Raw genomic sequence first — 17,484 nt, forward strand, 5'->3', positions numbered from 1 at the left:
CCCGGAGCGAAGCGGAGGGACACGAAGCCCCGAGCGAGGCACCGCTTTTTCTTGGAGGAGCGAAGCGGGGGAAAGAAAAAGCGGTGCCTCGCGAGCCGGCGACGAAGTCGCCCAACAAACAGCCCCTCGCGAGCCGGCGACGAAGTCGCCCAACAAACAGCCCCTCGCGAGCCGGCGACGAAGTCGCCCGACAAGCAGCCTGCGAGACTGGCCCCATGCGCATCGTTGTACTTGCCGGCGGCATCGGTGGGGCCCGGTTCTTGCGGGGTCTCAAGGCGGCCGTTCCGGAAGCGGAGATCACCGTCGTCGGCAACACCGGGGACGACATCCACCTGTTCGGGCTCAAGGTGTGCCCGGACCTCGACACCGTCATGTACACGCTCGGCGACGGCATCAACGAGGAGCAGGGCTGGGGCCGCCGGGACGAGTCCTGGAGCGTTCGCGAGGAGATGGCCGCGTACGGCGTCGAACCGACCTGGTTCGGGCTCGGCGACCGGGACTACGCGACGCACATCGTGCGGACCCAGATGCTCGCCGCCGGCTACCCGCTGTCGGCGGTCACCGAGGCGCTGTGCGCGCGGTGGCAGCCCGGCGTCCGGCTCGTGCCGATGAGCGACGACCGGGTGGAAACGCACGTCGTGGTCGACGACGCGGACAAGCCCGGGACCCGCAAGGCGGTCCACTTCCAGGAGTACTGGGTCCGGCTGCGTGCCGCGCCGACCGCGCACGCGATCGTGCCGGTCGGGATCGAGACGGCCAAGCCCGCGCCCGGCGTGCTGGAGGCGATCGCCGAGGCCGACCTGATCCTGTTCCCGCCGTCCAATCCCGTGGTCAGCATCGGCACCATCCTGGGCGTGCCCGGCATCCGGGAAGCGCTGGTGGCCGCGGAGGCGCCGGTGATCGGGCTGTCCCCGATCATCGGCGGCGCGCCGGTGCGCGGGATGGCCGACCGGGTCCTGGAGGCGGTCGGGGTCGAGACGACGGCGGCGGCCGTCGCACAGCACTACGGGCCCGGCCTGCTGGACGGCTGGCTGGTGGACACCGCGGACGCGGACGCGGTGCTCGCCGTCGAGGCGGCCGGCATCCGGTGCCGGGCGATCCCGCTGCTGATGACCGACGTCGAGGCCACCGCCGAGATGGCCCGCGCCGCGCTCGCGCTCGCGGACGAGGTGCGCTGATGGGCGCCCCGCCGCGCGGCTACTCGGTACTCGGGCTGGCCGGCCTGCCCGAGATCGGCGAAGGCGCCGACCTGGCCCGGCTGATCGCGGACGCGGCGACGGGGCCGGACGGGCCCGGCCTGCTCGACGGCGACGTCCTCGTGGTCACCTCCAAGATCCTCAGCAAGGCCGAGGGCCGGCTGCTGCGCGGGGTCGATCGGGAGAAGGTGATCGACGCCGAGGCGGTGCGCGTGGTCGCCCGCCGGGGCGATACCCGGATAGTGCAGACCCGGCACGGTTTCGTGATGGCGGCGGCGGGTGTGGACGCCTCCAACACCGAGCCCGGCACGCTGCTGTTGCTCCCGGAGGACTCGGACGCGTCGGCGCGCCGACTGCGTGCGGCGCTGGCCGAGCGAACCGGCGTACGGGTGGGCGTCGTCGTCTCGGACACCTTCGGTCGGCCCTGGCGCAACGGGGTCACCGACGTGGCGATCGGCGTCGCGGGGCTGGACGCGGTGGACGACCACCGGGGTCGGACCGACACGCACGGCAACCAGCTCGCGGTGACCATCACCGCGGTGGTGGACGAACTCGCGAGCGCGGCCGAGTTGGTCAAGGGCAAGGCGGGCGCGGTCCCGGTGGCGATCGTGCGCGGCCTGGACCGCCTGGTCACCGACGCGGACGGCGCCGGAGTGCGCCCGCTGGTACGCGACGCCCAGGACGACATGTTCCGCCTGGGCACGGCCGAGGCGATCGCCGAGGGCGCCCGGACCGCGATCACCGCGCGACGTACGGTGCGCGCGTTCACCGACGAGCCGGTCGACCCCGCCGCGGTCCGCCGTGCGGTCGCCGCCGCGATCACCGCGCCGGCGCCGCACCACACCGTGCCGTGGCGGTTCGTGCTCCTGGAGAGCGCGTCCGCCCGGACCGCGCTGCTCGACGCGATGCGCGACGCGTGGGTGGCCGACCTGCGCGCGGACGGGCTGGACGAGGACCGGATCGCGCGCCGGACCAAGCGCGGCGACGTGCTGCGCGCGGCGCCGTACCTGGTGGTGCCGTGCCTGGTCACCGAGGGCGCGCACACCTACCCGGACCCGGTACGCGCCGGCGCCGAGCGGGAGATGTTCACCGTCTCGGCGGGCGCCGCCGTACAGAACCTCCTGATCGCGCTGACCGCGGAGGGCCTGGGGTCGGCGTGGGTGTCCTCGACGATGTTCTGCCCGGACGTGGTCCGCGCGACGCTCGCCCTGCCCCCCGACTGGGACCCGATGGGCGCCATCGCGGTGGGCCGCCCGGCGGAGCCGCCCCGGGAGCGCCCGGCCCGCTCGGCGGACGACGTGATCGTGGTGCGCTGAGCTGCGCCGTGTCCGGTACGCGGAAAGGGGTGGGCCCGCCATCGTCATCGATGGCGGGCCCACCCCTTTCGCACGGTCTCTGCCGCCTGGCGCTGCCGGCCCGGATTCGGTGGACCCGCACCGCCGCCGACGTGGAGTCGGGAGCGATGTCCGGCCGATGTCCGGGGGCTTCACGCCGTGATCAGTGACCCCCTGCCGAGGCTCCACCGATGGTCGGCGGGGCCTGCGGGCGCGGCGGCGGAATGTGCCCGCCGCCGGGGGCTCCGGTACGCCCGGGGGTCGGCGACATGCCGGGGCTGTCATAGGGCGGGGGCGACGTGCGCGGCCCGTCGTCGGAGCCGAGGCTGCCGGGCGGCGCCACTTCTCCGCGCCAGGCTCCGGTCTCGTGGCCCTGCTTCTCCACGAACACCTTGAAGTGTTCGAGGTCGCCCTTGGTGCGACCACGCACGAAGCCGAGCTTGTCCCCGACCGTCTCGACCAGACCGTCGGGGTCGAACTCCATCTGGAGCATCACCCGGGTATGCACGTCGTCGAGCCGGTGGAAGGTGACCACGCCGGCTTGGTGCGGGCCGTCCAGGGTCTTCCAGGCGACCCGCTCGTCGGGTCGCTGTTCGGTGATCTCGGCGTCGAACTCCCGGGTCACCCCGGCGATTCGGGTCACCCAGTGGGTGTGCGTCGGGTCGAGTTGGTCGATCCGCTCGACCCCGCTCATGAACTGCGGGAACTCCCTGAACTGGGTCCACTGGTTGTATGCGGTGCGGACCGGCACGTCCACGTCGATCGAGTGCTGGACGGTCGTCACGAGCACTTCCTCCTCGTTCTCGGTGTCGGTTCCCGCTGCGGTGCTACACAGCCGGGTCCTTCACCCGAACGGCTGCCCGAGGCCCTCCGGGACAAACGTGGCGCATCACGCTCGCGTTGCCCGGTCCCGGCATCGACCGGTCCTCACAACACAGTCCTCACAACACCGATCCTCACAACGCCTTGCCGACGAAGTGCGGGCGTGGTGCGAAGCGCGGCGCCCGCCGCGGCACCTTCACCCCCGACATGCGAATCAACAACGCGGCCCGATGCCGGTTCCCCGCATAGCCCGCGAGCAGCTCCAACATGCCCGCGTCGTCGACCGCGTGCCCGGCCAGCGCGAAGCCGATCGTTTTGGGCAGGTGCAGGTCGCCCACCGACAGCGCGTCCGGATCGCCGTGCGAGCGCTGCATCGTCTCGGCCGCCGTCCACACCCCGATCCCGGGCACCAGGCGCATCAGTCGCGCCGCCTCGGGATGCGCGACGCCCGTGGTCGCCTCCAGTCGTCCGGCCACCCGGGTCGCCTCGATCACGGTGCGCGAGCGGCGCCCGTCGACGCCGGCACGGGCCCAGTCCCAGGACGGGATCATCGCCCACGTACGGGCGTCGGGCACCACTCGCAGACCGGCCGGGGCGGGCCCGGGCGGCGCCTCGCCGTATTTGCCCAGCAGCAGCCGAAAGGCCCGACGGGCCTCGATCGTGGTGACCTTCTGCTCCAGGATCGAGGGCACCAGCGCGGCCAGGACCAGCGTCGTGCGCGGCATCCGCAGTCCCGCAAACCGACGTTCCGCGTCCCGGACGATCGGGTGCAGGGCCACGAAAGCGGTCGGGTCGTCCTCGGCGCCGAGCAGCGCCGGCAGCGCGTCGAGCTGCCATTCGGCACCCGGGCCCCACGCGCTCGCCTCGATCTCGCCGGTCGCGGGGCGGTCGATCAGGCGCAGCGTGCACGGGCCGTCCGGGGTGCGCGAGGTACGCCACACCGAGCCGTCGGTGCCCGCGTGGTAGGTCGGGTCGCTGTGGCCGCGGCGAAGTTGGCCGACGGTGAGCCGCAGGTCGATCGCGAAGCCGGGACGCCACACACGATGGAGGGCACTCGGGTGCAACGGGCTCTCCTCGCGGTCCGGGTCGGGACCGCCACCGTACCTTCCCGGTTTTGCCCCGATGTGCGCAGAGCAGACTTCACCTATGCGGGTGATGGCGTTCGGCACCTATGACACGACCGTCCACCCCCGGGTGGGAATTCTCATCGAGGGCTTACGGCGCCACGGTATCGAGGTGGTGACCTGCAATGTCCCCCTCGGGCACATGGACGCGGGGCCGATGGTCCCGCCGCCGTCGGCCCATCCGGGGATCCCGCGCCAGCGAATACGGCACGCGCGGTGCATCGCGGAGTTGGTCGCCAAGGCCCGGCGCGCGCCGCGTCCGGACGTGGTGATCGTCGGCTATCAGGGCCGGCTCGACATCCAGATCGCCCGGCGGCTGTTCCCGGGCATCCCCCTGGTGCTGGACCATCTGGAGAGCGTGGACGACGTGGCCGACCGGCTCGGCCAGGCCGCTCAGGCCGAGTTGCGCAAGGTCGACCGGATCGAGCAGGCCGCGATCGCGGCGGCCCGGTTGGTGCTGGTGGACACCGAGGAGCACCGCCGGGTACTCGCGCCGGCGCAGCGTGAGCGGGCCGTGGTGGTACCGATCGGGGCGCCGCAGGTGTGGTTCGACGCGGCCTCGGACCTCGGAGCGGGTGACCGGGCGGATCGGGATCACCCGACGGATCCCCGCACGGATCCGTACCTCGCCACCGATCCCGCTACCGATCCCTCCCCGGATCCCTCCATGGACTTCGTGCCGGACTTCCGCCCCGGTGAGGACCTGCGGGTGATCTCGTTCGGGCTGTACTCGCCGGTCCAGGGCGCACCGGTGATCGGTGCCGCGCTGAGCCGCCTGGACGGCTACCCGATCGCCGTGACGATGATCGGCCGAGGTCTCCAGGCGCAGCGAACGCGGGACCTGGTCGGGCCGAACGCTCCCCGGGTGACCTGGCGGACCTGGGTGCCCGAGGCCGAACTGCCGCGTCTGGTCGCGGCGCACGACGTATGTCTGGGCGTGTTCGGGACCGGCGCCAAGGCGCTGCGGCTGGTCCCGAACAAGGTCTTCCAGGGAGCCGCCGCGGGGTGTGCGGTGCTCACCTCGGACACCGCGCCGCAGCGCCGACTGTTCGGCCCGGCCGGGCTGTTCGTCCCTGCGGGCGACTCGGACGCGCTGGCCGACGCGCTGCGCCGGCTGGCCCAGCATCCGGCCGAGGTGGCCCGGCTGCGTGCCGCCGCAGCGGCCCTCGCGCGCGAACGCTTCGTACCCGAGGCGGTGGTGGAACCGCTCGTGGAACGGCTCCGGGAGATCGTCGAAAAACGATCCTGACCGCCCGCGGCCACCCCGTCGCTCACCCCAACCGCAGCGCCACATCCCGACGGATCGCGCCCAGTTCGTCGTAGAGCGCCTGTCCCGGACACTCCGTGTTGAACGCGTCCCGGTGCCCGGAGATCACGTCGAACGAGTGCGTCGTGCCCTTCGGGTAGCGGCTGCCGCCGTCCGACGAGGTCAGGGTGACCTTGCCCTTGGCGTCGCGGTCGTCGAGGCCGAGCTTCCACGCGAGCAGCCTCGACAGGGAGATCAGCATCGGCCCGGGCGGCTGGGCCTTGGTATAGGTGCCCATCGCGGCGACGCCCATGCTGTCGGTGTTGAACCCGAGGGTGTGTGCGCCCAGGACCGGCTTGTCGGTGCCGCCGGCGCGGCCCTCGAAGATGGTCCCGCACTTGTCCACCAGGAAGTTGTAGCCCACGTCGGCCCAGCCGTTGGTCTTGACGTGGTAGCGGTAGATCGACCGGAGCACCTTCGCCGAGTCGCTGCACGGGAAGTCGTTGCCGTCGGCGGTGTGGTGCACGAACGCGGCCCGGACCGTGTTCGTGTACTTGAACTTCGCGTCGCGCAGCGACTCGTCCGCGCCCCAGTCCTTGCGCGCGACGATCGCCGGCTCGATGGCGTGGCCCTTGACCGCGCGGCCGTCGGTGCGCTTGGGCAGGCCCGGGAGCGGGGGCATGCGGTCCAGGATCGACTCGCCGGGATCGACCAGTTCGGCGCGCAGGTCCTTCGGCGACACCCCCTCCAGCACGCCCACCCGGATCTGGATGCCATCGGAGGGGCCCGCCCAGAACGGCTCGGTACCGCCTCGCCCGCCGGCTCCCGCCCGATCGACGTCCCCGCCGCCGGTGCCGCCGTCGCCACCCGCGTGCGAGGCGTGCAGTTCGCGCCACGGACTCCAGACCCCGCCGGTTCGGGTGCGTACGTGCACCACGACGCGTTCGCCCGTGCCGGAACCGGCCCAGGTGACGCCGAGCAACGAGTAGGCGGGCGTGTGGCGTTCGGTGGTCAGCACCTCGGTCCGGCCGGTGCGCGGCGCGTCGGCGTCCGGCTCCTGTTCGATGCCGGCCAAGGGGAGGGTCACCGTCGAGCCGGGGGTGCTCGGCCGCGGGTCGGCCTGCGCGGGCGGTCCGAGCAGCACGGCGGGTACGGCGAGGGCGGCGATCGACAACGCGATTCTGGTGTACACGGGCAGACCCTCCATTGTGGGGTGGTCGAGTTCTACGGGTGCCCGGACAACGACGAAGCCCGTACTAAATGTCTTAAATACACCCATTTGCCGCACGGATTCGCGTGCTCGATAGGCTGGGCCCATGCCCAGCACCCCGGTCGATCAGTTGCGCACCGCGCTCGCCGCCGACTCCGCGCGGCCCTTCACCACCTTCTACGACGACACCACCGGGGAGCGGGTAGAGCTCTCGGTCGCCACGTTCGACAACTGGGTCGCCAAGACCGCGAATCTGTTGCGCGACGACCTCGCGGTGGAGCCCGGAGCGCGGGTGTCCCTGTTGCTGCCCGCGCACTGGCAGACCCAGGTGTGGTTGCTCGCGGCCTGGTCGCTCGGCCTGGTGGTGAGCTTCGACGCGGATCCCGCCGACGCGGACGTGGTGGTCTCGGGTCCGGACACGCTCGAGCGCGCGGCCACGTGTCCCGGTGAGCGGGTCGCGCTGGCCCTGCGCCCGATGGGCGGGCGCTTTCCCGCGCCGCCCGCCGGCTTCCTGGACTACGCGGCCGAAGTGGCCGGGCACGGCGATCGCTTCGTCCCCGAGGGCCCGACGCGGGCGCCGGACGCCGCGCTGGAGGAGGCCGGGCGGGTGTGGACGGCCGGCGAACTGGCCGAAGAGGGCGAGGCCGCCGCGCGCGAGTGGGAACTGGTCTCCGGCGACCGCCTGCTCACCTCTTTGAGCTTCGCCCGAACGGGTGGACTGCGGGCGGGCCTGCTCGCGCCGCTGGCCGCGTCCGTACCGGTTGTCGTATGCCGTCACCTGGATGAATCCCTGCTGGAGCGGCGAATCGAGGCGGAACGGGTCACCCGTGCCGTCACCCGTTCCGCCGACTAGGCCATGACAAGACGGGTCGTGCTGCGCTTTCGTGGCCCCGACCGCCCGTAGTGCCGTGCCCGGCGGTCCCTCAGCAGTCGGGGAGGCGTGGGGTTCATGGATTCGTGGGATCACCTGTATCGGTCCGAGGCCGCGGCCGAGCCCGCCGATCCGTCGAACGCGCCGCCCCACGAACCCGGTTCGGCCGCGCCGGTCGAATCCGCCCGCGGCCGAGCCGCCGCGCGGCGCGCGCGCAAGAAGCGCAACCGGCGCCGCAGGGTGTTCCTGCCGATCGGCGTCGGGGTCTCGTTGATCGTGCTGACCGGCGTCTCGGCCGGCTACTTCGCCTACCAGCGACTCAACGGCAACCTCAGGACCGACTCGGTGGACGGCAAGCTCAACGCCGACCGCCCCGACGTGGGCGGCAACGGCAAGGGCAGGCCGATGAACCTGCTGATCATCGGCTCGGACTCGCGAGCGGGCGAGAACCGCGCGCTGGGCGGTGGCGGGGACAACGGCGAACGCTCGGACACCACGCTGTTGGTGCACCTGTCCTCGGATCGCGAGCACGCCGCGGTCGTCAGCATCCCGCGCGACCTGCTGGTCACCGTGCCCTCGTGTGTCACCAGGGACGGCGCGCGCTCCGCCGAACAGCGCGGGGTGATGTTCAATTCGGCGTTCGAACTCGGCGGCGCGGCCTGTACGCGCAACACCGTCGAGAAGATCACCGACATGCGCGTGGACCACCACATCATCGTCGACTTCTCCGGCTTCAAGGGCATGGTCGACGCGGTCGGCGGTGTGGAGATCTGTCTGCCCAGAACGGTGCAGGACCGCGAGGGCAACATCTCGTTGTCGGCCGGCCGACGCAAGGTGCACGGCAAGGAGGCGCTGGACTACGTCCGGCTGCGCCACGACATCGGGCTCGGTGGCGACGGCAGCGACCTGGGTCGGATCAAGCGGCAGCAGGCGTTCGTGGCCTCGCTCGCGAAGCAGATCCGCAGCGGCGACACGCTCTCGAGCCCGTCCCGGCTGTTCGCCCTGGCGGACGCGCTGACCAAGTCGATCCGGGCCGACGAGGGCCTGGACTCGGTGTCGGCCCTGGTCGACCTCGCGCGCGGCATGCGGGACCTGGAGACGAAGGACATCACCTTCGCGCACGTACCGGTGTACAACCCGCCGGAGGACAACAACCGGGTCGCGCTGATCCAGCCGGAGGCGCGGCGGTTGTTCGACGCGATCAACCACGACCGGCCGCTGGACGGTCGTGGCAAACCGGACACGAGCGCGGCGGCGGGTACGGGAGCGGCGACCACGGGAGTGGCACCGCCCCCGGCCGAGGCCGCCTCGGGCGCCTCCGCCGCACCCACGCCGACCGCCGACCGCACCGGCGCGACCGGATCGGCACCGATCGCGGGCGCCCGGGTCGCCGGGACCCCGAGGGCGGCGTCCGAGCCGGCCGGGGCGCCGGTCAAGGCGGACATTCGGAACGCGGATCAGGACATCTGCAAGGCGAACTGACGACGCGTCACCCCGTTCACGGGGATACGTACCGACTCCGGGGTCACCGATACGGCGGCGCACGGTAGCGTGCTCGCCGATACGCGAGCCGCTCCGACGCGGCGTGCTGCGTCCACATCGGGTGACCTGCGTCACACGCGAATGGCTGCACGCAACTCAAGGAAGTGGCAGCACGTCTATCACTGCAACGGCCGCTCTACGCGCGGTTCGTCGCTCTTGATCGGCGTTGGGCGCCCTGGGGAAAGAAGCAGACACGACGTGAGTGACAGCGAACGGGCCGGCAAGCAGGCCGAACCCGGTCGGGACGCGAGCCCGGAAACGGCGCCCGAGGCTCCGACCGAAGCCGAGATATCGGCCCCGCCGACGGCGGACGCACCTGCTGCGGAGGCGTCGGCCGAGGCCGGCGCGGCCGAGCGGGCCGAGGCCGAGCCGGGTACCGCCGAGACCGGCGCGCCCGGGGCCGGCACGCCCGAGCCGGGCACCGACGACACGAGCGCGGCCGAGCCGGCCGCCGCCGAACCGGGCACGGGGGTTCCCGAACAGGCCGCCCAGGCGGCCGAGCCGCCGGCCGTACCGAACCCGCCGACCCCCACCGACCCGGCGGAGCCCCTCGCCGCGATGGCCGCCGCCGGCGACGCCGCGGCCCCCGATCGGCTCGCCCGCCGCAATCGGCGCCGGCGCGTGTACAAGCGGGTCCTGATCGGCGTCACCGTCACCGTCGCGCTGTGCCTGGTGGCCGGCAGCGTCGTGGTCTACACGCTGTACCGCAAGCTGGACGACAACATCACCACCGAGGACCTGACCGCGAAGCTGGGACCGGAGGCCGAGCGCCCACAGGTCGTCGCGCACGACGCGGCGAACATCCTGCTGATGGGCTCGGACGACCGCACCGGCGACAACAAGCAGTACGGCGACATCGGCGAGGGCACCAAGCGCTCCGACACGACGATCCTGCTGCACCTCGCCGCCGACCGGAAGAGCTCGGTCGCGGTCAGCATCCCGCGTGACCTGATGGTCGACATCCCCTCCTGCGTGCGCCCGGACGGCAGCAAGTCGCGGGCCTACCGCGACCAGTTCAACCACGCGTTCGAGATCGGCGGCGCGGCCTGCACGATCAAGACCATCGAGCAGATGACCAGGATTCGGGTCGACCACCACATCGTGATCGACTTCGCCGGCTTCAAGGAGATGGTCGACGCGGTCGAGGGCGTCGAGGTGTGCCTGAGCAAGCCGATGCGCGACACCGCCGCCAAGCTCGACCTGCCCGCCGGGAAGCAGAAGCTCGACGGTGAGCAGGCGCTCGGCTTCGTCCGCGCCCGCAAGAACGTGGACGACGGCAGCGACACCCAGCGGATGACCCGGCAGCAGCGTTTTCTGGCCGCGCTCGTTAAGAAGGTCAAGGTCGGCGACATGCTGACCCAGCCGTGGAAGTTGTACAACCTCCTCGACGCCGGAACCCGGTCGATCACCGCCGACCCGGGACTGAGCTCGCTCAAGGAGCTGATGGCCCTGTCCGACAGCATCAAGGGAATCCCGAACGACAAGGTCGCGTTCCTGACCGTGCCTCGGCAGCCGTACCGGCTCGACACCGACCGCGACGAACTGGTCCAGCCGCAGGCGGACCGACTGTTCGACGCGATCCGCCTCGACCGGGTCGCGGTCGGCACCGCGGTCAGCGGCAAGGACGAGAACGGCTTCGAGAACAACGGCGAGGTGCGGATCGAGCAGTCGGCGACACCGCCGGCGTCCGCCCGCACCACCATCGACGAGAACGGCGAGCGCGTGACGCTCACGCCGAGCGCGCCGAGTTCGAGCGGCGCCGGCAAGCCGACGGGCAAGCGCTCGACCGGCACCGAGGCGCCGACCTCCGCTCCGTCCTCGTCGGCTTCCACGGAGAATCCCCCTTCGACCAGCGGCGGTACCCCGTCGGCCAAGCCGACGCCGGCCGCGGACACGAGTCCGATCGTCACCGTCTCGGGACGAACGGCGGAACAGGACGTGTGCGCGAGCTGATTCATCGACACCGCATCAGGGAGGGCCGGGCCGCCGTCGATCGGCGGTGATCCGGCACGTTGCCGGAGGGGACGCGAGACATGGGCACGGACGCGGATACGGAGGTCGGGGAGCCTGCGGCACCCGGCCGGCGGGGCATACGCAGAAAGAGCACCGTGAAGAAGCGCCTGAAATGGATCGCGATCTCCGTGGTCGGCATCCTGGTGGTCCTGGCAGGCAGCGCCTACGGGTACATCCAGTATCTGAACGGCAAGCTGCACCACACCCAGATCACCGCCGACAAGGAGAATCGACCACCGGCCGCGCCGAAGGACGCGCAGGGCCGAAGTCCGATGAACATCCTGCTGATCGGCAACGACAGTCGGGTCGGCGAGGGGCGGCGCTACGGCGCGGAGGGCCACGAGGGGCTCGCCGACGTGGCGATCCTGATGCACCTGTCCGCCGACCGCTCGAACGCCACACTGGTGAACATCCCGCGCGACACGATGGTCGACATCCCACGCTGCGAGATCGGCAAGGGCAAGGACAAGAAGGTCACCGAGGCCCGGTTCGGCCAGTTCAACGACAGCTTCCGCAGCATCGGCGCGTCGTGCACGGTCGCCACCGTGGACCGCATGCTCCAGGTCCGCACCGACCACTACATCGAGGTGAACTTCAAGGGCGTCCGGGATCTCACCGACGCGGTCGGCGGGGTGCCGATCTGCCTGGACGCGCCGATCCACGACCCGGTCCTGTCCGGCTCGCGCGGAGGTACCGGATTGGAGCTCCCGGCCGGCCCGAACACGCTGAGCGGCGACGACGCGCTGCAATTCCTGCGTGCCCGGCACGCGTTCGGCGACGGCAGCGATCTGGCCCGGATCGAGGCGCAGAAGGTCTTCCTGATGGCGCTGGCGCGCGAACTCAAGAGCAACGCGAAGCTGACCAACGTGGACGGCATGTTCCGGATCGCGAACAGCGCGGTCAGCGCGTTGACGGTCGACAACGACCTGGCGGGCGTGGACAAGCTGATCGACCTGGCCGACGAGATCAAGAAGGTGCCGGACAAACGCATGGCGTTCACCACCCTGCCGACCGAGACCTATCGGCCGGCTCCGGACCAGGTCCAGCCCAGGCGTCCGGCCGCGGACGATCTGTGGGCCACGATCCGGGCGGACCGGCCGCTGACCCAGGGCGACGCGGCGAGCACTCCGCCGCCCGCGCCGGTGACCACGACGCCGCCCCCGCCGGCGACGATCTCGCCCGGCGACGCGGCGCGGATCAGGGTGACGGTGGATACCGGAACCACCAAGAGGCGGATCACCCCGGTGGTGGAGAACCTCAAGCGCCAAGGTTTCAAGGCCACTTCGGGTACGACGATGCCGGATGGGCGAGAACACGCCAACAGTCGGATCACCTACCCCGAGGGCAGCCAGGACCAGGCGAAGGCGATCGCGACCGCCCTGGGCCTGCCGGAGACCGCACTGGAGGCGGCTCGTCCCGGCGACACCACCATCAAGCTGTTGATCGGCGCGGATCTCCCGGGAACGGGCACCGACGACGGCACCCCGAAGAGTTCGACGACCGCCGGCCCCGACCGGACGCCGGAACCGCCCAAGGCCGCCGACCTGAACCTGGAGACGGCCGACAACACGAAATGCGCCTCACCGCGCAAGAAGTAGCGCTTGCACGTTCGAGGGGGGTCGTGGTGGCATTCGCGCGAAAGCGTTCGTCCGCGACCCCCATCGATCGAACGACGATCGAACGACGACGGATCCGGAACAATCACTGAAGGGTGTTTGTACCTTTTCCGATGATCCGAGCGTCAGGACTTCGCAGTCTCTGTGACCATGGCAAGAACTCGCCGGTTATGGTGGCTGCTTCCATACCGACCATCACGTACCACCGTCGGGTTCCGTGCGGATGCCTCCGGAACCCCGGTGTCGCCCATGAAACCGCGCACAGCCGGGGGGACCGTGCGGCGGGTACAGCCGGAGGGGATCTCGGCGTGAACAGAGGGAACGGGCCGCACCGCGGCGCGCCCGGGGACAACGATCCCCTGGGCGGCATGGACGACGCGGACGTCGCGGACATGTGGGTGATGAACCCGGACACCGGCAGCTTCGAGCTGCGGGCACCGGGCGGCGCCGGTAATGGATCCGGCGGTGGATCCGGTGCCGGGGCCGGTACGGACGGCCCCGGTACCTCCGGGCCGCGCTCGCGGGCGGCCATCCCCGAGAGGCGCCGCCCGTCGGCGGTGGCCGCCGCCTCGGGTCAGGGCGCCGGTGACGACCCGCCCCGGCGTCGGGACCGCGCGGGCAGCGCACCCACCGGGCGCGCGGGAGCCCGGAACGGCGCGCGCAGCGAGGGACCGCCCAAGAGCAAGGTCAAGAAGCGGCTCAAGTGGATCGCCATCTCGGTGGTGGGCCTGCTGGTGGTGCTGGCCGGCAGCGCGTACGGCTACATCAAGTACCTCGACAGCAAGATAAACACCACCGCGAAGAACGCGGGCAGCGAGGGCATCCCCAAGGCCGAGGAGGACGCGTTCGGGCGCAAGCCGCTGAACATCGTGCTGATCGGCAACGACAGCCGAAAGGGTCTCGGCAAGAAGTACGGCGCGTCCGAGCACACCGAGGGCCTCGCCGACGTCACGATCCTGATGCACGTCTCGGCCGACCGCAGCAACGCGACGCTGGTCAGCATCCCGCGCGACACGATGGTGCAGATACCCAAGTGCGTCGTGGACGGTAAGACGTACCCGGCGTCCAACGGGCCGCAGTCGTTCAACGAGAGCCTGGCCAACGGCGGTCCGCCGTGCACGGTGTCCACGGTCGACAAGATGCTCGGGGTCCAGGTGGACCACTACATCATGATCGACTTCACCGGCGTGAAGAAGATGACCGACGCCGTCAACGGCGTGGACATGTGCATCTCCGAGCCGATCAACGACCCGGTACTGCCGAACCAGCAGGGCGGCACCGACCTCAAGCTCGACGCGGGCGACCAGAACCTCAGCGGCGAGACCGCGCTCAAGTTCCTGCGCGCGCGGCACGCCTTCGGCGACGGCAGCGACCTGGCCCGGATCAAGGCGCAGAAGGCGTTCCTGATGGCGCTCACCCGCAAGCTGAAGAACAGCGCGTCGCTGACCAACGTCGAGGGCATGTTCAAGATCGCCAACATCGCGGTCGAGTCGCTGACCGTGGACCGGGGTCTGGGCGGCGTGGACAAGTTGATCTCGCTGGGCAACCAGTTGAAGAAGGTCCCCGAGAAGCGGATGGCGTTCACCACGCTGCCGATCGAGGAATACCCGCCGATGGCCAAGTCCAAGGTGCAGCCCAAGCAGCCCGAGGCCAACAACCTGATGGCGATGCTGCGCACGGACACGCCCGTCACCAAGGACGACAAGCCCGCGGCCGACACACCGCCGGCGCAGACGACGCCCGAACCGCCGAAGGTGGACCCGACCACGGTCAAGGTCGACGTACGCAACGGCAGCGGTGTCAACAAGCGCGCCAACGAGGTCGCGGCCGACCTGGCCGGGCGCAAGTTCGTCGCGGTCGCCTCCGGCAACGCACGGGACGGCAAGATCCACCCGACCAGCAGGATCACGTATCCCAAGGGCCGCCTGGACGCCGCGAAGGCCCTGGCCGCCGCGACGGGCCTGGGTGACGGCGCGCTGATCGAGAGCACCTCGACCACGCTCACCCGCTTCGAGGTCCTGATCGGCAAGGACTACCCCACCGCGGCCCCACCCCCGGTGACGACCGCGCCGACCGAACCCCCGAAGAACATCGACCTGGAGACGGCGGACAAGAACGTCTGCGCACCCAAGAAGAACAGGTAACCCACCGCAACACCCCCGACGGCCACCCGCTTCCCTCCCGAACGGAGGGCAGGCGGGCGGCCGTTGCCCTTTGCGAACGCCGGGGGCGGGTTGCCGGTGGCGGGTGCCGTCAAGGCGGGCGGTTGCAAGGGGGGCGCTCCGGAAGGACGCGGTCACGGCAGGTCCGCGATCGGGGCGGCACGGAGTCCGGCCGCCACGAACGGGGCAACCGACACGGCTCGTTCCGGAAATGCCGGGTCGATTTCGACTCGCAGTGCGAACTACGGCCGGGCGCAGCCGAGTTGCCGGGCGAGCGAAGGCGCGGCCGGCTGCAAAAACGCCTGGCGAAGTCCCGCCGGTGGGCAAGTCCAGGACGCCGATCGGAATGCGCGCCATCGACCAACGCACGGGCGCATCAGATGGCCGGGACGTCGGGCCGAGCCGACTCGATAGGCGCGGCTCGTTTCGGACGTCGGGCCGAGCCGACTCGATAGGCGCGGCTCGTTTCGGACGTCGAGCCGAGCCGACTCGATAGGCGCGGCTCGTTTCGGACGTCGAGCCGAGCCGACTCGATAGGCGCGGCTCGTTTCGGAGGCACCGGCTTGAAGCGTCCCGTCGGCAAGCACGGGCGGGCAAGACGCGTATCTCGGATCGGCCGGCCGGTGCGGACGAGTTGCCGCGCGGCTGCGATGCGCGTCGTGGGGAGCCTATGGGTTTGACGGGGGTGTGTGGTGGTGGAGAGGCTCCGGGGGTGGACAACGCACGGGTGCAACTGCGCCGCTTGAACGAAGACTTGCTGGCCGCCCTCCTGGACACCGCGGTGACCGACGCGGACCCGTCGGAGGTGATGCCGGCCGTACCCGGCCCACCCGGCTGGACCGCCGACCGCCGCGCGGCCTTCCTGGCCTTCCATCACGAGTGGGCCGCCACCCCCACCACATACGCGATCCTGGTCGCCGGGCAGGTGGTCGGCGCCGCCCGTCTCCAACCGACCCCGGACGGCGCCCTGGAGGCCGGCCTGTGGATCGGCCGCTCGCACCGGGCCCAAGGTGTCGGCCACGCCGTCGTCGCCCTCCTCCGCGCCGAGGCCAAGACCCAGGGCGCAAGCCGCATCGTGGCCAGTACGACCGACACGAACACCGCCGCCCAACGCCTCCTCACCACCGGCGGCGCCGAACTTCGCCACCGCCCCGAACCCGACGCCAACGGCGACACCATCGAGGCGACTCTGGACGTGGACTGACCCCCACCGAAGCCACCCGTCAACCCGGCCCGCCTCCCCCAGCGACCACAACCACCCGCACCACATCCTTCTCGCCCCGAACAATGAGCGGCGCCAAGATCATGCAGATCCACGAGGGCACCAACCGGGTCCGGCGCATCGTGATGGCCCGGAACCTGCCGAAGTAGGCCCCCTGGTCCGCACGGGCGACGCGCGGAGCGCCACGATCCCCCGGCCGAGAGGCTTCGGCCGGGGGATCGCAGTGTGGTCGGCTCCACCGGGCGAAGAGCCTGTCGGCATCAAACGGCTTTCGGTGCCACAGATGGCCGTCCTTCGGGTGGCCGGCCAGGGATGATGGTCTCGGCGTAAGGGACGGTCCAGACACAGGGATGCGCGATGCCGTGCCCGGTGTAGCCGTCTTCGCCGTATGCCTCGCCGTGATCGGCGCAGAACAGGGCGAGCCACGATCCGTGGCCGGGAAGCGCGTCGAGAAGTCGACCCAGGTGCCTGTCGGCGTAGCCGAGGGCTGCGCACTGGCTTTCCCAGGAGTCCGCTGTCTCTCCGGGCAGATACACGTGAGTCGGTGTGTGGGTGGCCGAGATGTTCAGGAACAGGAACAGAGGCTTGTCGGCGGGTTGATCGCGCAGTGCCGCCAAGGCGATGTCCACTTGGTGCCGTGTCGATTCGGGCTCGTCGGCGCCGGTCCGTGGACTCCAGTGACTCTCTTGGAACAGGCCGGGCAGAACCCGGCCCAGCTTGGTCTGGTTGGAAAAGAAGCCGACCCCCCCGATACATACGGTGCGGTAGCCGAGTCCGGCCAGACCGTTGACGATGTCCGGAGCGTCGAAGACGTAGGTCCGCTCGTGGATGGTGGTTCCGCGCATGGAGTGACAGGCGAAGAGCCTGCCAGGGCGGCCCGGACCGGAGGGAACCGGAAGGAAGCCGGAAAAGAACGACATGTGCGCAGGAAAGGTGAACGAGCCTTGAGTTCGTCGTTCTTCCCACAGTCCGTCAGGCAGGACGCGCTCGAGGTTGGGGCTGCGTCCGCCGTGGAGGACGGCCCGCGCCACGTCGTAGCGCAGCGAATCGAACGTGACGAACAGGACGTGATGACTTGGGATGACCTCGTTGCCGTTGATCATGGTCTCCCTCTCCGGTCAGGAGT

12 protein-coding genes and 1 pseudogene are annotated in these 17,484 nt (G+C 70.9%); 9 read left to right on the forward strand and 4 right to left on the reverse strand.

Annotated elements, in window-relative coordinates:
• The first annotated feature begins 215 nt into the window (after positions 1-215).
• Together cofD and ACZ4FV_RS41260 are read left to right on the forward strand one after the other, a co-directional pair.
• On the forward strand, positions 216-1,178 hold the full coding sequence (cofD, locus tag ACZ4FV_RS41255; protein ID WP_395870660.1) for a 2-phospho-L-lactate transferase: 963 nt from the start codon (positions 216-218) through the stop codon (positions 1,176-1,178).
• A complete protein-coding gene (locus ACZ4FV_RS41260; RefSeq protein ID WP_395870658.1) occupies positions 1,178-2,512 on the forward strand; it encodes a coenzyme F420-0:L-glutamate ligase in 1,335 nt (444 codons plus the stop codon). Before cofD ends, ACZ4FV_RS41260 begins: the two co-directional genes overlap by 1 nt.
• Before the next feature lie 358 nt (positions 2,513-2,870).
• Here the strand turns inward: ACZ4FV_RS41260 and ACZ4FV_RS41265 are convergent.
• Positions 2,871-3,314, reverse strand: a pseudogene (locus ACZ4FV_RS41265) (SRPBCC family protein); the annotation flags it as partial.
• 172 nt (positions 3,315-3,486) lie between these two features.
• On the reverse strand, positions 3,487-4,416 hold the full coding sequence (locus ACZ4FV_RS41270; protein WP_395870656.1) for a DNA-3-methyladenine glycosylase family protein: 930 nt from the start codon (positions 4,414-4,416) through the stop codon (positions 3,487-3,489).
• An 82-nt stretch (positions 4,417-4,498) separates the two neighbouring features.
• On the opposite strand from ACZ4FV_RS41270, the gene ACZ4FV_RS41275 reads away from it, so the two are divergent.
• Positions 4,499-5,725 (forward strand): glycosyltransferase family protein, encoded by a 1,227-nt coding sequence (locus tag ACZ4FV_RS41275; protein ID WP_465325812.1) that lies wholly within the window; start codon positions 4,499-4,501, stop codon positions 5,723-5,725.
• Positions 5,726-5,747: 22 nt separating this feature from the next.
• On the opposite strand, the gene ACZ4FV_RS41280 is transcribed toward ACZ4FV_RS41275, so the two are convergent.
• Complete coding sequence (locus ACZ4FV_RS41280; protein WP_465325814.1) at positions 5,748-6,914, reverse strand: peptidoglycan recognition protein family protein; 1,167 nt, start codon at positions 6,912-6,914, stop codon at positions 5,748-5,750.
• A 124-nt stretch (positions 6,915-7,038) separates the two neighbouring features.
• Here ACZ4FV_RS41280 and ACZ4FV_RS41285 point away from each other — a divergent pair, with 124 nt between their 5' ends.
• From ACZ4FV_RS41285 to ACZ4FV_RS41310, 6 genes are all read left to right on the forward strand, one after another.
• Positions 7,039-7,785, forward strand: a complete 747-nt coding sequence (locus ACZ4FV_RS41285) for a TIGR03089 family protein (protein ID WP_465325816.1) — start codon at positions 7,039-7,041, stop codon at positions 7,783-7,785.
• A 96-nt stretch (positions 7,786-7,881) separates the two neighbouring features.
• Positions 7,882-9,285 carry an LCP family protein gene (locus ACZ4FV_RS41290; protein WP_402234041.1) on the forward strand — a complete coding sequence of 468 codons (1,404 nt, stop codon included), beginning with the start codon at positions 7,882-7,884 and terminating at the stop codon, positions 9,283-9,285.
• A 258-nt stretch (positions 9,286-9,543) separates the two neighbouring features.
• Entirely contained in the window at positions 9,544-11,298 is a 1,755-nt protein-coding gene (locus ACZ4FV_RS41295; protein ID WP_465325818.1) for an LCP family protein, read from the forward strand.
• Positions 11,299-11,453: 155 nt separating this feature from the next.
• Complete coding sequence (locus ACZ4FV_RS41300; protein WP_402234037.1) at positions 11,454-12,956, forward strand: LCP family protein; 1,503 nt, start codon at positions 11,454-11,456, stop codon at positions 12,954-12,956.
• A 326-nt stretch (positions 12,957-13,282) separates the two neighbouring features.
• Positions 13,283-15,118, forward strand: a complete 1,836-nt coding sequence (locus ACZ4FV_RS41305) for an LCP family protein (protein ID WP_402234035.1) — start codon at positions 13,283-13,285, stop codon at positions 15,116-15,118.
• Between the two features lie 730 nt (positions 15,119-15,848).
• Complete coding sequence (locus ACZ4FV_RS41310) at positions 15,849-16,340, forward strand: GNAT family N-acetyltransferase (RefSeq protein WP_395870640.1); 492 nt, start codon at positions 15,849-15,851, stop codon at positions 16,338-16,340.
• Positions 16,341-16,618: 278 nt separating this feature from the next.
• Here ACZ4FV_RS41310 and ACZ4FV_RS41315 read toward each other — a convergent pair whose 3' ends face one another.
• Positions 16,619-17,461, reverse strand: coding sequence for an STM4013/SEN3800 family hydrolase (locus ACZ4FV_RS41315; protein ID WP_465325821.1), 843 nt, complete (start codon positions 17,459-17,461; stop codon positions 16,619-16,621).
• Between the last annotated feature and the right edge of the window lie 23 nt (positions 17,462-17,484).

The sequence above is a fragment of the Embleya sp. NPDC025285 genome, from assembly GCF_055558835.1.